This window comes from Meiothermus sp. Pnk-1 (assembly GCF_003226535.1).
Lineage (GTDB): Bacteria > Deinococcota > Deinococci > Deinococcales > Thermaceae > Allomeiothermus.
The window spans coordinates 107,579-122,303 of sequence record NZ_QKOB01000003.1 but is presented as its reverse complement, the minus strand read 5'-3'; the positions used below and the strand labels follow the sequence as shown (position 1 = coordinate 122,303).

Genomic DNA, 14,725 nt, shown 5'->3' with positions numbered 1-14,725 from the left:
GGCGGGACTCCCCCGCGCACCTCAGCGAGCTCGACGGTACCTCCGAGGACACCTGTGAAGCGGGTGCTCATCGTCGATTACGAGCTGCTATTCCTCAGCAGCCTGGCCGAGGGGCTGCGCCCCTACGCGGCGGATGGCCGCGAGGCGGCAAAGCTCCTGGAGCAGGTCGATTTCGACCTGCTGGTCACCGACCTGCGCATGCCGGGGATGGACGGCTTCGCCCTCATCGCCCACGCCGCCCGGGTCTTCCCCGGCCTGCCCATCGTGGTGGTCACCGCCTTCGGCAGCGCCGAGACCGAACGCCGCCTTGCGGGGTTGACCTGCGGCTACATCGAAAAGCCCATCGAGTTTGCCCACCTGGTGCAGACCATTCGCCGGGTGCTGGCCGAAGCGACCACGGGGAGCTTTCGCGGCATCACCCTGCCGGGGTTTTTGCAGCTCATCGAGGTGGAGCGCAAAACCTGCAGCGTTTGGGTGGAGGCCCGGGGAAAGGTGGGGGTGCTGCACTGCGCCGCCGGTCAGCTGGTGGGGGCGGAGGCGGGGGAGCTGCGGGGGGAGGAGGCGGCCTGGGAGGTCCTGGCCTGGGAAGACGTTCAGATCGAGGTGAGCCGGCTTCAGCAAGGGGTGAAGGGGACCCCCATCCCCCTCACCGCGGTCCTCCTGGAAGCCGCCCGGCGCAAGGACGAGGGCCGACGCGGCCCGGCCCTTCCTCTGGAAGGGTTGCTCGGCCTCGAGGGGGTGCGCTCGGCCGCGCTGCTGGACCCTTCGGGAGGGCAGGTGCTGGCCGCCACGGGGAGCTCGTCGCAGACCTTGGCGGGCCTTGCCCCGGTGGCGGCCCTGGCCTGGCAGATGGCCGCAGGGTTGGCGGGGGAGGAGGTGGAGGAGATCGCCCTCTGGGGTCCGGGCCTCGCCCTGCTCTTTCGCCCCCTCAGAACCCCTCCGGGCCTGCTGGGGCTTCTCCTGGAGGGGCCGGGACCGCTGGCCCTGGTTCGCCTCCAGCTGGAGGCGATGCTGCGCCGCTGGCCTCCTCGAGGGTGAGGGTCACCCGGGTGCCCCGCCCCCGCTCGCTTTGCACCGAGAGGGTCCCCCGCATCCCCGCCATGAGCCGTTGGGAGATCACCAGCCCCAGGCCGCTCCCCTGCCGCTTGGTGGTGTAGAAGGGTTTGAACAGCCGGGCCAGCTCCTCCGGGCCCATCCCCCGGCCGTTGTCGCCCACCGTCACCTCGACCCTCCTCCCCCGCCGACAGAACTCCAGGGAGATCTCCGGCAGGGGGTGCCCCTCCAGGGCCTCTGCGGCGTTGCTGAGCAGGTTGAGGAGCACCTGGTGCAGCGCACGCGGGTCGGCCCAGGCCACCACCTCCTCCTCAGGGGGGCGGAGGGTGAGCTGGATGCCCTTGCGCTCGAGGTCCTCCCGCACCAGGAGCAACAATCGCCGGAGAAATCTGCCCAGCTCGAGCCGCTCCAGCTCCAGCGCCTCCAGGTTGAACGTCTTGAGGGTACGCAAGAGATAGGCTACCCGCTCCAGCTCCACCAGGGCCCGCTCCACGAAGCTCAGCACCTGCGCCGTGGGCCAGCGGGCAGCGTTCTCCCGCAGCACGCTCAGGGCCGTCATGGCCGAGTTGATGGGATTGCCCAGCTCGTGGCGCAGCCCGGAGAAGACCTGGCCGAGGTTCTCCGCCATGTTCACCGCCTCCGCGATGGCCTCGAGCCGCCGCCGCTCGCTCACGTCGCGCTGGATATGAACCAGCTTGACCACCCGTCCGCCCGCCTCCCTGACCGGGGAGACGGTGGCCTCCTCCCAGTAGACCTCGCCGCCGCGCCGGCGGGCCTGGTAGAGGCCGCTGTACACCCGCCCCTCCTCCACCTCCCGGCGCACCTGGGCGGCGACCTCTGGCGGGACCCCCTGCAGGGCGAACAGCTCCATGCCTAGCGCTTCCTCGGAGGACCAGCCGGTCTTGGCCCGAAATGAGCGGTTGAGGCTTTCGATCCGCCCCTCCAGGTCGGTGACCACCACCGCATCCGCGGCCTGCTCCACCGCCGCCAGGAGCCACTCCAGCTGGGAAGAGAGGGCCTTTTGGGCGGTGATGTCCCGCACCACGTGCACCTGTCCCCCCTGAGCGCGGGGCAGCGGGTGGTTGGCCACGGAGTAGCAGCTGCGCCCCAGGCGGAACTCTCCCCCCGCGCCGCGAAAGAGGCCCTCCTCCTGCCCGAACAGCTCGGCCAGCCTGCGGTCGATGAGCTCCCTGAAGCCCAGGCCAAAGAACTCCGAGGCCGCCAGGTTGCACCGGCGCAGCCGCCCTGCCCCGTCGGTGAGGAACACCATCTCCGGCAGGGCGTCCAGCGTGGCCGTCCACTCCCGCAAGGCCCGCTCCAGCAGGCGGAACCCCTCCACCCGCTCGGTCACATCGAGCTGGATCCCCACGAAGTGGGTGGGGTTCCCGTCGCCGTCGCACACTGGAGAGAGGTGCAGCTCGTTCCAGAAGGGCCGACCGTCCTTGCGGTAGTTGAGCAGCAGCGCCCGGGTGCTGCGCCCATCGGCGATGGCCTGCCGCACCCGTGCCACCGCCTCCCGGTCGGTGGCGGGTCCCTGGAGAAAGCGGCAGTTGCGCCCCAGGACCTCCTCCTGAGGGTAGCCGGTGAGCTCGACAAAGGCCGGGTTGCAGTAGATCACCGGGCAGTCGGGCGCTCGGGCATCGGCGATGACCACCCCGGTGAACGTGGACTCCACCGCGCTGAGCAAGACCCTATCCTCCACGGAGCTCCCCCCTCGCTCTGATCATAGCCGGGTGCGCCCGGCCTCCTGGTTCAGACCCCACCCTCCGGGCTGAACGCGCCGGCCCGGAGGGCCTCCGGCCGGGCGTGTGATCGAAGAACCGGAAGGCCGGACCCGCGGGATAACATGGGATCAGGGGGTGAACCCTATGCAGAACGTAACCCGCGAGATCGCCGAGGAGCTGGGCTTCGGCCTGGTGCCCAACCTCTTTGCCCAGGCCCAGAGCGAGGACCTACAGACCGCCTTGTGGAAGGCCTTCCGCCACGTGGTGCTGCGGGGGGCCTTGCCCCGCACCCTCAAGGAGATGATGGGGGTGCTCGCCTCGCGGGCCCGGGGTTCGCGCTACGCCGCCGAGGTGCACCTGCACGCCCTGATGGTGCAGGGGACCGAGGAGGGGATCCTGGCGGCGCTGCGGCGGGGCGAGGTGCCGCCGGGGCTGCCGGAGAAGGTGCAGGCCCTGCTCCACTTCGCCCACGCCGCGGCCGCCTCCCCTAGCCCTAAGCTGCTGGAGGGCTTGCGCCAGGCCGGCCTGAGCGAGGCCGAGGTGCAGGAGGCGGTGGCGGTGGTGGGGCTGTTTGCTCTGGTCAACACCTGGACCGACCTCCTGGAGATCCCCGTGGATCCGCTGTGAGCCTCGAGCCCCTCCTCTTGCGCCTGCTACTCCTCCACGAGACCGTGGTGGGCTACGGGGGCCTGGCCTTCGCCGAGGTGCTCGCGCACGCCCAGCGGGGGGTGGGCTGGGTTTTCCAGGGGGCCCGGCTGATGGTGTTGGCGCCGGAGTCGGGGGTGCACCTGGCGGGCCGCGGGCGGGTGCCGGGGGGGTATGGGGCCTACTTCCCGGGGCCGCCCCAGCCCCTCTACCTGCGGCTGGAGCACCCCGGCATCGACGACCCCACCGAGCTGCGGCTGGCGGCGCTCTACCTCGACTACCTGCTCGCGGCCCTCAAGGGGGCGGGCTACCGCGAGGAGCTGGAGCGCCAGGCCCGCTACGACTGGCTCACCGGATTGGGCAACCGCCGAGCCTTTGCGCGGCGGTTGGAGGGGGGCCTCCCCGAGGGGTGGGGGCTGGCCCTGTTGGACCTGGACGGGCTCAAGCGGGTCAACGACACCCAGGGCCACCCGGCGGGGGACCGGCTGCTCGTCGGGTTGGCCCGCGCCCTCAAGGAGGAGGGCCTCGAGGCCTACCGCATCGGCGGGGACGAGTTCGCCGTGGTCCTAAACCGGGCGGATTCGCCGCGGCTTCACCACGCCCTGGCCGGCCTGCCCGCGAGCCTGGGGGTGGCCTGGGCCGAGGAGGCCCAGGGGGAGAGCCTGCTGGCGCTGGCCGACGCCCGCATGTACGAGCACAAGCGCCGCCGGAAGGCCGGGGGCTGATCGGGGCGCTACTCCTTCCGCCTTCCCAGCTCTGCCACCGAGGCCAGCCCGGTGCGGGCGGCCACTTCGGCCGGGGATAATCCGGCGCGCAGGTACCTTCGCACCGCTCGCCAGCGCAGCGAGCCGACGATCTGCTCGGGGAAGACCTGGGCCAGCTCCATCACCCGCTGCAAGAGGGCGTTGAGGCTGTTCATGGTCAAAGGCCGCCCCAGCCCCCCTCTTTTGTTGGTCATGCGCAGGAACAGGTAGGGGGGAGGGATGGGCGCCAGGGAAGCCACCGATTCGCGCTCTTCCAGATAGTCGCGGATGGCCCTGGCCGCCTCCCGGGAAAGGGGCAACGTCCTGGCCCGTCGGCCGCGTATGCGCAGGGTCTGGCCGTTGAAGTCCTCCGTCCGGAGGGCAAAGACCTCTTTGGGCCAGGCCCCGCTCTCTCCCAGCAGGTATAGCAGGGCCACGCCCAGCCGCCGCAGGCGCCCCTCGGGGTGGCGGCGGGCGGCTTCCAGCAAGCGCGCGAACTCCTCTTCGGAAAGGTAGGGGCGCACCAGGGCATAGCGCGGTTTGGGCGGCATCTCCAGCCGGGGTACTTCCACCCCGGCCCATTGGAGGACCTCCAGGGTCCGCTTCAGACCCCGCCACCAGGCGTAGAGGGTGGTGTTTTTGCGCAAGGGGCGCTGGGAAAGGGGAGGATGGCGGGTGGTGCACTCCTCCCAGAACAGCAGCAGGGCGTTTTGCGGCAGCCGGGGCCAGACGTAGCCTTGCTCGGCCAGCCAGTAGAAGAGGTTGGTGAGCACCGCGAGGGTCTGGGACTCGTGCCAGCGGAAAAGCCGGTGGGCATAGACCGCAGCCTCGGCCAGAACCGTGCGGTCCCAGCGCGAGAGGGCTTCCTCGACCCGCAGCTTTCGCTGGGCTGGATCGTCGTAGGGGGTGGCCTCGAGCAGCATTACCAACAATTATATCATACATATTAGTTTGCGACCACAACCCCTTACTCCCCCGTTTCTCTCTGTCTCCCCTTTGTAAGCGCACGGGCTTGTGCATGAGCGCGCGCGAGTGCGGCAAAAAGCTGGGAAGGGAGGGATGAGGGGAGGAGGGTGGGGGCCAAACAAATATTATTGCTACGATAATTGGTAAGCTGCTGCGCCAGCAGGGAGCCACCCCTCTTCTACACACGATCTTCACCTTTCGTTCCCCGGGCCTACACGGGCCGCCCCGAGACTGGGCCCGGGTTCGCCGGGCCTGCCGCCAGGGCTTGGGCGAGGGCGCGGAACGGCATAGGATAGGAGGAACTATGCAAGCACACGCAGGAAGAGAGGTGGGCCGATGGATCGGGGTGATCCTGCTGATGCTGGCCGCTGGTGTGGGGGGCTATATGCTGCGCGGCAGCAGCCCTAACAGCAGCAGCCCCAGCAACTCCCGCAGCGGAGCGGCCGGCCCGGGGGTCACGGGGGGATTCCCCGGGCGGCAGGGGATGGTACGAAGCGCTACCGTGCCGGTACAAACCGACACCAGCCGAGCAGGCACGCTCGTAGCCCAGCGTCAGGCCATGGCCAGCGTGCAGCCCGTGGTCCAGAGCCGGGTCTCGCCGCAGATTTCGGGCGTGGTCAGCCAGATCCTGGTAAATGTAGGGGACGTGGTTAAGGCCGGGCAGCCGTTGATCCAGCTCGACGACACCCAGCTCCGCATAGCCGTGCAGAACGCGCAGCTCGCGGTACAAAACGCCCAGATCAACCTCACCGCTCAGACCAACGCCACCCGCGACGCCACGCTGAAGCTCGAGCAGCAACTCCAGGCCGCCAAAACCGCCCTCAACAACGCCCAGATGGCCTATCAGGCGGCGCAGCGGATCTACCAGCTGGGGGGCATCTCGCAAAGCGAGCTCAACAACGCCAGGGCCAACCTCGACACCGCCCAGGCCAACCTATCAGCGGCCCAAAGCGCCCTGGCCGCCAATCGGCGGGCGGGGCAAGAAACCCTGGCCCAGCTGCGGGTGGCGGTCGCCCAGGCGCAGAGCCAGCTCCAGCAAGCCCAGATCAACCTGGCCAACGCCACCCTGCGGGCCCCGTTTAGCGGACAAGTAGCGGCCATCAACGTGGCGGTGGGGGAGACGGTCAACAGCGGCAGCCAGCCCCTCACCCTGGTGAGCCCAGAGCGCCAGGTGCGCTTCAGCGTACCGCCCGCCGACGCCGCCTCGCTCAGCCCGGGTCAGACGCTGAGCTTCAGCACCGATGCCCAGAGCTTCCAGGTCAAAGTAGACCAACACCCCGCTCCTCCGGCGAGCGCCAACGCCAACGTCTCCCTCACCGCCCGCATCCTGGGCAACGATCCTTCCCCGGCGGGCGCGGTGGGCACCCTCACCTACCCGGTGCGGCTGGCTCAGGGGACCCTGGTTCCCATCACCGCGCTGCAGAATGACGGTACCCGCAGCTTTGTCTTCGTGGTGGAAGGGGGCAAGGCGCGGGCGCAGACGGTTACGGTACTGGCGCAAGCGGGCAGCCAGGCAGCGGTACGCGGGCTAGCCCCCAACCTGGAGGTCATCGTCAACCCGCCGCCGGGGCTTTTGGACGGGGTGAGCGTAGCTAAGGTAGAGTCCCCCAGCCCTAGCTATGGACAGGAGCAAAGCGGCGGTAGCCAGGGCCGATCTTCAGGTTCTAGCTTCCGCCAAAGTGGCTCTTCGCAACCACCCCGCAGGCCCAACGTCGAAAACCCAGGGCAACCCTCGAGCTCCCCGGGAGGAAGCCAGCCATGAGGCCCCTCAAGGAATTCCAAACCCAGCTCTTCAACCGGGTCAACCCCCTGGTGGGGTTCTCGGTGGCGCGCTACGTCTTCAGCGTCGGGATCTTCGCCGCGGTGGTGGCCTTCGGCCTGCTCGCCGCCAGCCGCCTGGGAGTCGATCTGCTGCCCAACCCCAACATCCCGGTGGTGGCAATCTTCACCAGCTATCCGGGGGCCAGCCCGGAGGTGGTGGACAAGCAGGTCACACAGGTGATCGAAAACAGCGTCTCTAACCTGGCCGGCATCACCAACCTCAACTCCAGCAGCAGCCAGGGCCTCAGCCGGGTCATCCTGCAGTTCACCACCGGCGTGGACCCAAACGCCGTGGCCAACCAGGTTGGCGCCCAGGTCTCGGCGCTGGCGCGCAGCTTTCCCTCCGGGGTGGGCGCGCCCTCCGTGCGCACCTTCGATCCCACCGCGCTGCCCATCCTGGAGTTCGGCCTCTCCGGGGGCGGGGACAGCTTGGAACAGGTCTACGACTACGCCCAGAACACCCTCATCAACATCCTGCAGCGCATTGACGGGGTGGCCAACGTCACCCTCACCGGCGGGCTCAGCCGGCAGTTTCAGGTGCTGCTCGACCCGAGCCGGCTCGCCTACTATCAGATCACCCCGCAGCAGGTCACCCAGGCCATTCTGAACGGCGCGGTCAACCAGCCCATCGGCAACATCACCCGCCAAGGCAACACCCTCACCTTCGCCACCCGCAACATCCCCAGCAACGCCGAGCAGCTCGCGCAGATCCTGGTGGACTCGAGCCGCGGCCTCCGGGTGAGCGATCTGGGCACGGTGCGGGACAACAGCGCCAGCAACGATTACGTGCGGGTCAACGGGCAACCGGTGGTGCTGTTTTCCATCCAGCAAACCCAGGGCTCCAACGCCGTAGCCGTGGCCCAGGCGGTGCGCCAGACCCTGGCCCGCACCCCGCTGCCGCAGGGCTACCAGATCACCTACTCCAACGACACCACTGTCCCCATCACCGCCAGCATCAACGCCACCTACCACGAGCTGCTCAACACCGCCCTTGTGGTGGCGATCGTGGTGCTGTTGTTCCTGGGGCGGCTCAACACCGCATTTACGGTGATCCTGGCGATCCCCATCGCGCTTTCGGCGGCCCCGGCCCTCTACAGCCTGCTGGGGTTTACCTTCAACCTGGTCTCCTTGCTGGCCCTGATCGTGGCCATCGGCATCGTGGTGGATGACTCTATCGTGGTGGCGGAGAATGTCGAGCGCTACCGCGAGCTGGGCTTTAGCCGCACCGAGTCCGTGCTGAAGGGGGCCAGCGAGGTCTTCAGCGCGGTGGCCGCGGCCTCGCTTTCGCTGCTGTCGGTGGTGGTGCCGGTGAGCTTTTTGGGAGGGTTCGCCGGGTTCTACCTGCAGCAGTTCTCGCTGGGCCTGGCCGCCGCGGTGTTTTTGTCCTGGTTTGAAGCGCTGCTCTTTCTCACCGTGCGCATGGCCTACACCCCCGATAGCCATCCGCGCACCTGGGCCGACCTGGGCCATAGCCTTACCCAGTGGCCGCGCGCTCTGGGCTGGGGGTGGCGGGCCTGGCGGCATTGGCTGGGCCTTTTAGGGGCGGTGGTGGCCGCCGCCGTGCTGGTCCACCGGTTCGGGGTGGCCGGGCTGCTGGGGCTCCTCCTTTACCCGCTGGCGCTGGGGGTGGCGTACTACCTGATCAGCCTCGTGCTCACCCTGCTCGAGGCCCTCACCACCAGCCTGCACCGCCTCACCGAGGCCGCCCTTTCCTACGTGCGCGAGGGCTACGCCCATCGGCTGCGGGGACTGCTGGACTACAGCGGCTGGATACTGGCCGCGGCCGCCGCGTTCTTTGTGCTCACCGTGGTGTGGATCGGGCCCAAGATTCCCTTTAACTTCGTTCCCCAGAACGACAGCGGCAGGGCCCAGGTCAACCTCAACCTCCCCTCGAGCACCTCGATCTACACCACCAACGCCCTCGCCGCCCGCCTGGAAGGCTACCTGCTCTCCCGCCCCGAGGTGCGCAGCGTACAGACCCAGGTGAGCGGCAACCGGGCCAGCCTGACCGTACAGCTCGCCCCGCGCGGGGAGCGGGCCAACATCTTCAGCCTGATCCCCCAGTGGCAGCGCGCCCTCTCCGGGCTGCTGCAAGACCAGCCCTCGGCCCGGGTCTTCATCAGCGCGGGGGGCGGTTTCCGGGGGCAGGGTTCGGCGTTGCAGGTCAACCTGGCCTCCCCGAGCCTGGAGCTGCTCAACGCCCGCACCAATCAGGCCCTGGAGCTGCTGCAAGCTGACCCCAACGTGCTCTCCGCCACCACCAGCCTCTCGCAGACCACGGTGGAAAACCGCTTCATCCCCGATCCAAGCCGCATGAGCGGCACCGGCCTGACCGCCAGCAGCGTGGCCGCCGCCCTGCAAACCTACACCAGCGGCAGCCAGGCCGGCAGCGTCGAGGTCAACGGGATCAACTACCCCATTCAGGTACAGCTCGATCCCCTATACCTCCGCGACGCCCAGTCCCTGCTCTCGCTGCCCATCTACGCTCCCGCCCTCCAAACCAACCTTACCGTGGGCCAGCTCGGCCACCTGGTACAGGCCCAGACCCCCACCAACATCAGCCGCACCAACCGGCTCTACACCAGCACCCTCAACATCAGCCTGGCCCCGGGGGCGCCCAGCCAGCTCGAGTTCCAGCGCCAGCTCACCCAGAAGCTCACCCAAGCGGGGATCCTCGACAATCAAGTTTCGCTAGGGAGCGCCGACCAGTTCAGCCAAGCGGCGCTGGCCAGCCAGCTGAGCAGCTTGGGGGTGCAGGTCTTCGCGCTGGCCCTGTTCCTGGTGTACCTGGTGATGGGGGCCCAGTTCAACAGCTTCCGCTACCCCCTGTATTTGCTGCTCCCGGTCCCGCTGGCCGTGGCAGGGGCGCTGTGGGCGATTTTCATCGCCGGCGGCAGCCTGGACATCTTCAGCGTGATGGGCTTTTTGCTCTTGATCGGGCTCTCGGCCAAAAACGCCATCCTCTACCTCGACTTCGTGGTCGAGCGGCTGGGTAAGATGGAGTTTCGCGAGGCGCTGGTAGACGCGGCCAGGCTGCGTTTTCGACCCATCGTCATGACCACCACGACCGTCCTGGTCATCAGCTTCCCGCTGATCTTGGGGCAGGGCGAAAGCTCCGAGTATGCCCGGGGGTTGGGGGTGGTGATCCTGGGCGGCGTGTTGTTCTCCGCCATCCTGACCTTCTTTGTGGTACCTGCTGCCTTTTACCTCTTCGAGCGCCAGCGCACCCCCGTCGAGCCCTCATCCGTGCCGCTGCACCCCGCCCCCGCGGCCGACGACTAGGGCACCGTTTGACGAAGCTCGGCCAAAGGCTTAAGCTCATAGAGCTTCGAGCGAACAACCCCAACTACATCGTGCGCTGTCCGCTCAGAAGGAGGTGGCGCATGGGGATGAACCGGCGAGATTTCTTCAAGGTCGCGGGCCTAGTGGGGGTCATGGGGGCCTTGCCGGGCAAAGCCCAAGTCCAGGCCGGAAGAGGCGGGTTCGCCCCACCTCCTTTGGCCCAGGCTCCGGCCAAAGCCCTGGCCCAAACCCCCCAGGCCTATACCTACTTCACCCCCGCCGAGGCAGCTTTCGTCGAGGCCGCGGTGGCCCGGCTGATCCCCGCAGATGAGCTGGGGCCGGGAGGGCTCGAGGCGGGCTGCGCCTATTACATCGACCAGCAGCTCAGCGGCAGCTATGGCAACGCGGGGCGCTGGTACATGCAAGGCCCCTTTGGCGAGAGCGCCCCTGAACAGGGCTATCAACTTCCCCTTACCCCGCGCCAGCTATACCGTTTGGGGATCGAGAAGGTCAATGCCTATTGCCAAGCCCAGTACGGCAACCCCTTCGACCAGCTTTCAACCCAACAACAGGACGAGGTGCTCGCCGCGATGGACGGGGGGAAGCTTCCGGTCGCGGACGCCCCCATCAGCGAGTTCTTCAACCTGCTGCTGGGCAACGCCATCGAAGGGTTCTTTGCCGATCCCATCTATGGGGGCAACCGGGACAAGGTGGGCTGGAAGCTGGTGGGCTTCCCTGGCGTGGCCGCGGCCTACGTGGGGGTGGTGGGCAACTACGGCCAACCCTATCAAGTCGAACCGGTCGGCATCGCCGACGTGATGCAGGGTAGGGCCCAGCTCGACGAGCACGGCCATCCCATCCACACACCCCTGGCCAAACACCAACCCTGAGTGGCCAATCGGAGGAAGCACCATGGCAACCAGACTCAAACCGGTAGACGCGGTCATGATCGGCGTAGGTTGGACCGGGGGCATCCTGGCCAAAGAGCTCACCGCCGCCGGGCTTAGCGTGGTGGGCCTCGAGCGGGGAGAACCCCGCAGCACCGAGGGCAGCTTCGTCATGCCGAGCATTCACGACGAGCTGCGCTACGCCCTGCGGTACGAGCTGATGCAAGACCTCTCCCGCGAGACCATCACCTTTCGCAACAACCTCAACCAGACCGCCCGGCCCATGCGCCAGTACGGCTCTTTTTTGCCCGGCGAAGGGCTGGGCGGGGCAGGGGTGCATTGGAACGGCCAGACCTGGCGTTTTCTGCCCTACGACTTTGAAATCAAAAGCCGCACCCTGGCCCGCTACGGCCAGCAAGCGCTGCCGCCAAACAGCCTCATCCAGGACTGGGGCATCACCTACGACGAGCTCGAGCCCTACTACGACCAGTTCGAGTATACCTGCGGCATCTCCGGCAAAGCCGGCAACCTCGGGGGTCAGAAGATCGCGGGCGGCAACGTCTTCGAGGGAGCTCGCGCCCGGGAGTATCCCACCCCTCCCCTGAAACCCACCTACGCCGCTTGGCTGTTCGAGCAGGCAGCCAAGGAACTCGGCTACCATCCTTTCCCTCGCCCCTCGGCCACGCTCAGCCAGTCCTACACCAACCCCGACGGCCAGACGTTGGGGGCTTGCATCTACTGCGGCTTCTGCGAGCGCTTCGGCTGCGAGGTCAACGCCAAGGCCAGCCCCCACATCACCGTGATCCCGGTCGCCCTCAGGTCGGGCCGCTTTGAGCTAAGAACCCGTGCCAACGTGCTCCGGATCAACCTGGACTCGAGCAGGAAGCGCGCCCTCAGCGTGACCTACCTCGACCTCAAGAGCGGGCAGGAGTTCGAGCAACCCGCCGAGATCATCTGCCTCACCTCCTACACCCTGGGCAATGTGCGCCTGTTGCTGCTCTCCGGCATCGGTCAACCCTACGACCCGGTCAAAGGGGAAGGGGTGGTGGGACGCAACTACACCTACCAGGCCAGCGCCGGAGCGACGCTGTTTTTCGACGACAAGATCTTCAACTCCTTCATGGGCACGGGCTCGGTGGGCGTGGCCATCGACGACTTCAACGGCGACAACTTCGACCACACAGGGTTGGGTTTCATCCACGGGGCCAGCATCACCGTGGGCAATACCGGGGCTCGGCCCATCCAGTCGCGGCCGGTTCCTCCCGGAACGCCCCGCTGGGGTTCAGCCTGGAAAAAGGCCGTAGCCCAGTACTATAACCGCTCCTTCGGGATTGGGGCGCAGGGGGCCGATATGGCCTACCGCGAACACTACCTCGACCTCGATCCGGTCTACCGCGATGCCTACGGGTTGCCGTTATTGCGCATGACCTACGACTGGGGCCCCAACGAGATCAAGGCTTCCCAGTACCTGGCAGGGGTGTGCGAAAAGATCGGCAGGGCCATGAACCCCAAAACCCTCGTGGCGCGGGGGCTTTCTGGGCACTACAGCATCGTGCCCTACCAGTCCACGCATAACTGCGGCGGGGCCATCATGGGCACCGACCCCAAAAATAGCGTGGTGAACAAATACCTGCAGAGCTGGGACGTGTCCAACGTTTTTGTGGTGGGGGCCAGCGCTTTCCCGCAAAACGCCGGGTACAACCCCACCGGTACCGTGGGGGCCCTGGCCTACTGGACCGCCGACGCGATCAAGAAGCTCTACCTCAAGCGGCCCGGGCCTCTGGTCTAGAAGAAAAATCCGCGGGCGGCTGCTAGGGTAGAAGCATGCGGCTAGTCCTACAAACCCCCCTCGGCCACACCGTCGAAATCGAAACCACCCCCGAGACCTGGCGGGAAGACCTCAGGGCTTGGGGGGCCAAGGGTTTTCGCCCGTCACCCCCGCCTCCGGGTGGCTTCGTGCTGCCCCTGGAGTGCCATCGCTGCTTTGACTGGGCCTTCCTGGGGGCTAGCCTGGAGGGGGAGTACGTCTACGCCTTCGGCTACCGCTGGAAGCGCCGCCACCTTCAGGCTCGAGCGGGCCTTCCCGAGCAGGTGAAGTACAGCCGAGGGGCCTGGCAATACGAGGAGGAAGGGGTGGAGGGAAAACGGCAGGGCTATGTGACGTTGATCCGCTTTGAGGGGCCTGGGAGATGCGGGTGGTGGTGTCGGGAACAATAGTTCCACCCCGGGAGCGCTAAAGCCTCCAGAGGGCCTCGAGGGGCAGGGCGTGGAGCCTGGGCCCGAAGGGGACCGCCTCCCGCCCCAGGTAGAGGACCACCCCTCGGTGGAAGCGGGGACCCAGGGCCTGGGCCAGGGCCTTGAGCCCGTGGAGGTCCTTCGGGTGGACGCTCCCCCGCGCCTTGACCTCCAGGCCCACCACCCGGCCTCCCGGCCCCTCCAGCACCAGGTCCACCTCCTCCCCCGTGTGGCTCCGGTAGTGGAAAAGCTGGGCGGAGAAGGGGGCGTACCCCAGCTGCTTGAGGAGTTCCATGGCCACGAAGGCCTCCAGAAAGCCACCGAGCAGGGTGCGGTCCGCCTCCAGCCGCTTTTCGTCCAGCCCCAAGGTGTGGAGGGCCAGGCCGGTATCCGTGGGCAGGAGCTTGGGGCTTTTCACCAGGCGTTTACCCAGGTTGGCCTGCCAGGGAGGAAGGGTGTGCACCAGGTAGAGAGCCTCGAGGAGGGCAAAGTAGCGCTTCAGGGTGGTGGCGGCCAGGCCCAAGGTCCGCCCTAGCTCCGCCCAGTTGAGGAGGTCCATGGGGCGGCTGGCCAAAAGCCGGTAGAGCCGAGGGAGTTCGGCCACCCGCTCGATCTGGCTCAGCTCCCGCACCTCCCGGGCGAGGAGGGTGACCAGGTAGTCCCGGAACCAGGCCCCCCGTTGCTCCGGGGAAAGGAGGACGGCCTCCGGATACCCCCCGCGGAGAAGGCGGTCCAGGGGCAGCCTTCCCTCCCCCTGGACCGGGGGAAGCTCCTCGGCGAAGAGGGCGGAAAGGAAACCCTCGCGCCTACCCTCTATCTCCCCTTGGGAGAGGGGCCAGAGGGTGAAGAGGGCCACCCGCCCCACCAGGAACCCCGCGGCCTTGGGCAGGGCGAGGAGGTTGGCGGAGCCCGTGAGGAGGAAGCGGCCTGGCCGCCGATCGCGGTCCACCCAGGCCTTCAGGGGGAGGAGGAGGCCGGGGGCCCGCTGGATCTCGTCCAGGACCACCGGGCCCTGGAGGCCGGCGAGAAAGCCCTGGGGGTCCTCCGTGGCCGCGGCGAGCAGGGTGAGGTCGTCCAGGGTGAGGTACCGATCCAAAAGCCCCTCGGCCACCAGGGCCTGGGCCAGGGTGGACTTGCCCACCTGTCGGCCACCCAGGAGGAGGATCACGGGCCGGGCCCTGAGGGCCTCCCTCAGGGGCTGGGCAAGGTAGCGGGGGAACATGCCTCGAGGTTATTCGCTTTCCGGCTGAAAATCAACTTCTTAGTGGTTGATTTTCAGCCAAATCCCGTACTTGTAAACCGGACGCCCGTGGGGACTCCTCCAATCGCGGGCGTGACTGCGGAAAGACCTCTGACCCGCCCCAAGACG

Annotated in this window: 11 protein-coding genes; 8 read left to right on the top strand and 3 right to left on the bottom strand. The window is 67.7% G+C overall.

The genetic code is table 11. The features are described 5' to 3' along the window. Positions 1 to 54 precede the first annotated feature (54 nt). A complete protein-coding gene (locus tag DNA98_RS05340; RefSeq protein ID WP_110527289.1) occupies positions 55 to 1,038 on the top strand; it encodes a DUF4388 domain-containing protein in 984 nt (327 codons plus the stop codon). Here the strand turns inward: DNA98_RS05340 and DNA98_RS05335 are convergent. Next, positions 929 to 2,755, bottom strand: coding sequence for a PAS domain-containing protein (locus DNA98_RS05335; RefSeq protein WP_110527287.1), 1,827 nt, complete (start codon positions 2,753 to 2,755; stop codon positions 929 to 931). The genes DNA98_RS05340 and DNA98_RS05335 overlap by 110 nt on opposite strands. 166 nt (positions 2,756 to 2,921) lie before the next feature. Here DNA98_RS05335 and DNA98_RS05330 point away from each other — a divergent pair, with 166 nt between their 5' ends. Then, entirely contained in the window at positions 2,922 to 3,404 is a 483-nt protein-coding gene (locus DNA98_RS05330; protein WP_110527284.1) for a carboxymuconolactone decarboxylase family protein, read from the top strand. Next, the gene (locus tag DNA98_RS05325; RefSeq protein ID WP_165363953.1) at positions 3,401 to 4,147 is read left to right on the top strand and encodes a GGDEF domain-containing protein; all 747 of its coding nucleotides are present in this window, start codon (positions 3,401 to 3,403) and stop codon (positions 4,145 to 4,147) included. The genes DNA98_RS05330 and DNA98_RS05325 overlap by 4 nt, the downstream gene beginning before the upstream one ends. 8 nt (positions 4,148 to 4,155) lie before the next feature. On the opposite strand, the gene DNA98_RS05320 is transcribed toward DNA98_RS05325, so the two are convergent. Then, positions 4,156 to 5,088 (bottom strand): site-specific integrase, encoded by a 933-nt coding sequence (locus tag DNA98_RS05320; RefSeq protein WP_110527281.1) that lies wholly within the window; start codon positions 5,086 to 5,088, stop codon positions 4,156 to 4,158. Between the two features lie 347 nt (positions 5,089 to 5,435). Between DNA98_RS05320 and DNA98_RS05315 the strand changes: the two genes are divergently transcribed. From DNA98_RS05315 to DNA98_RS05295, 5 genes are all read left to right on the top strand, one after another. Further along, the gene (locus DNA98_RS05315) at positions 5,436 to 6,893 is read left to right on the top strand and encodes an efflux RND transporter periplasmic adaptor subunit (RefSeq protein ID WP_110527278.1); all 1,458 of its coding nucleotides are present in this window, start codon (positions 5,436 to 5,438) and stop codon (positions 6,891 to 6,893) included. After that, the gene (locus DNA98_RS05310; RefSeq protein WP_110527275.1) at positions 6,890 to 10,234 is read left to right on the top strand and encodes an efflux RND transporter permease subunit; all 3,345 of its coding nucleotides are present in this window, start codon (positions 6,890 to 6,892) and stop codon (positions 10,232 to 10,234) included. Before DNA98_RS05315 ends, DNA98_RS05310 begins: the two co-directional genes overlap by 4 nt. A gap of 107 nt (positions 10,235 to 10,341) precedes the next feature. Beyond that, positions 10,342 to 11,124 carry a gluconate 2-dehydrogenase subunit 3 family protein gene (locus DNA98_RS05305; protein ID WP_110528274.1) on the top strand — a complete coding sequence of 261 codons (783 nt, stop codon included), beginning with the start codon at positions 10,342 to 10,344 and terminating at the stop codon, positions 11,122 to 11,124. A gap of 22 nt (positions 11,125 to 11,146) precedes the next feature. Then, complete coding sequence (locus DNA98_RS05300) at positions 11,147 to 12,910, top strand: GMC family oxidoreductase (RefSeq protein ID WP_110527271.1); 1,764 nt, start codon at positions 11,147 to 11,149, stop codon at positions 12,908 to 12,910. Between the two features lie 35 nt (positions 12,911 to 12,945). Next, complete coding sequence (locus DNA98_RS05295) at positions 12,946 to 13,338, top strand: single-stranded DNA-binding protein (protein WP_110527268.1); 393 nt, start codon at positions 12,946 to 12,948, stop codon at positions 13,336 to 13,338. A 16-nt stretch (positions 13,339 to 13,354) separates the two neighbouring features. Here the strand turns inward: DNA98_RS05295 and DNA98_RS05290 are convergent, their stop codons facing one another. Then, entirely contained in the window at positions 13,355 to 14,578 is a 1,224-nt protein-coding gene (locus tag DNA98_RS05290) for an ATP-binding protein (RefSeq protein ID WP_110527265.1), read from the bottom strand. Between the last annotated feature and the right edge of the window lie 147 nt (positions 14,579 to 14,725).

Excerpts from the sequence above, each read along its gene's own strand:
- DNA98_RS05300 (WP_110527271.1), top strand. The coding sequence starts at position 11,147 with ATGGCAACCAGACTCAAACCGGTAGACGCGGTCATGATCGGCGTAGGT.
- DNA98_RS05295 (WP_110527268.1), top strand. The coding sequence starts at position 12,946 with ATGCGGCTAGTCCTACAAACCCCCCTCGGCCACACCGTCGAAATCGAA.
- DNA98_RS05310 (WP_110527275.1), top strand. The coding sequence starts at position 6,890 with ATGAGGCCCCTCAAGGAATTCCAAACCCAGCTCTTCAACCGGGTCAAC.
- DNA98_RS05315 (WP_110527278.1), top strand. The coding sequence starts at position 5,436 with ATGCAAGCACACGCAGGAAGAGAGGTGGGCCGATGGATCGGGGTGATC.
- DNA98_RS05320 (WP_110527281.1), bottom strand. The coding sequence starts at position 5,088 with ATGCTGCTCGAGGCCACCCCCTACGACGATCCAGCCCAGCGAAAGCTG.
- DNA98_RS05290 (WP_110527265.1), bottom strand. The coding sequence starts at position 14,578 with ATGTTCCCCCGCTACCTTGCCCAGCCCCTGAGGGAGGCCCTCAGGGCC.
- DNA98_RS05305 (WP_110528274.1), top strand. The coding sequence starts at position 10,342 with ATGAACCGGCGAGATTTCTTCAAGGTCGCGGGCCTAGTGGGGGTCATG.
- DNA98_RS05330 (WP_110527284.1), top strand. The coding sequence starts at position 2,922 with ATGCAGAACGTAACCCGCGAGATCGCCGAGGAGCTGGGCTTCGGCCTG.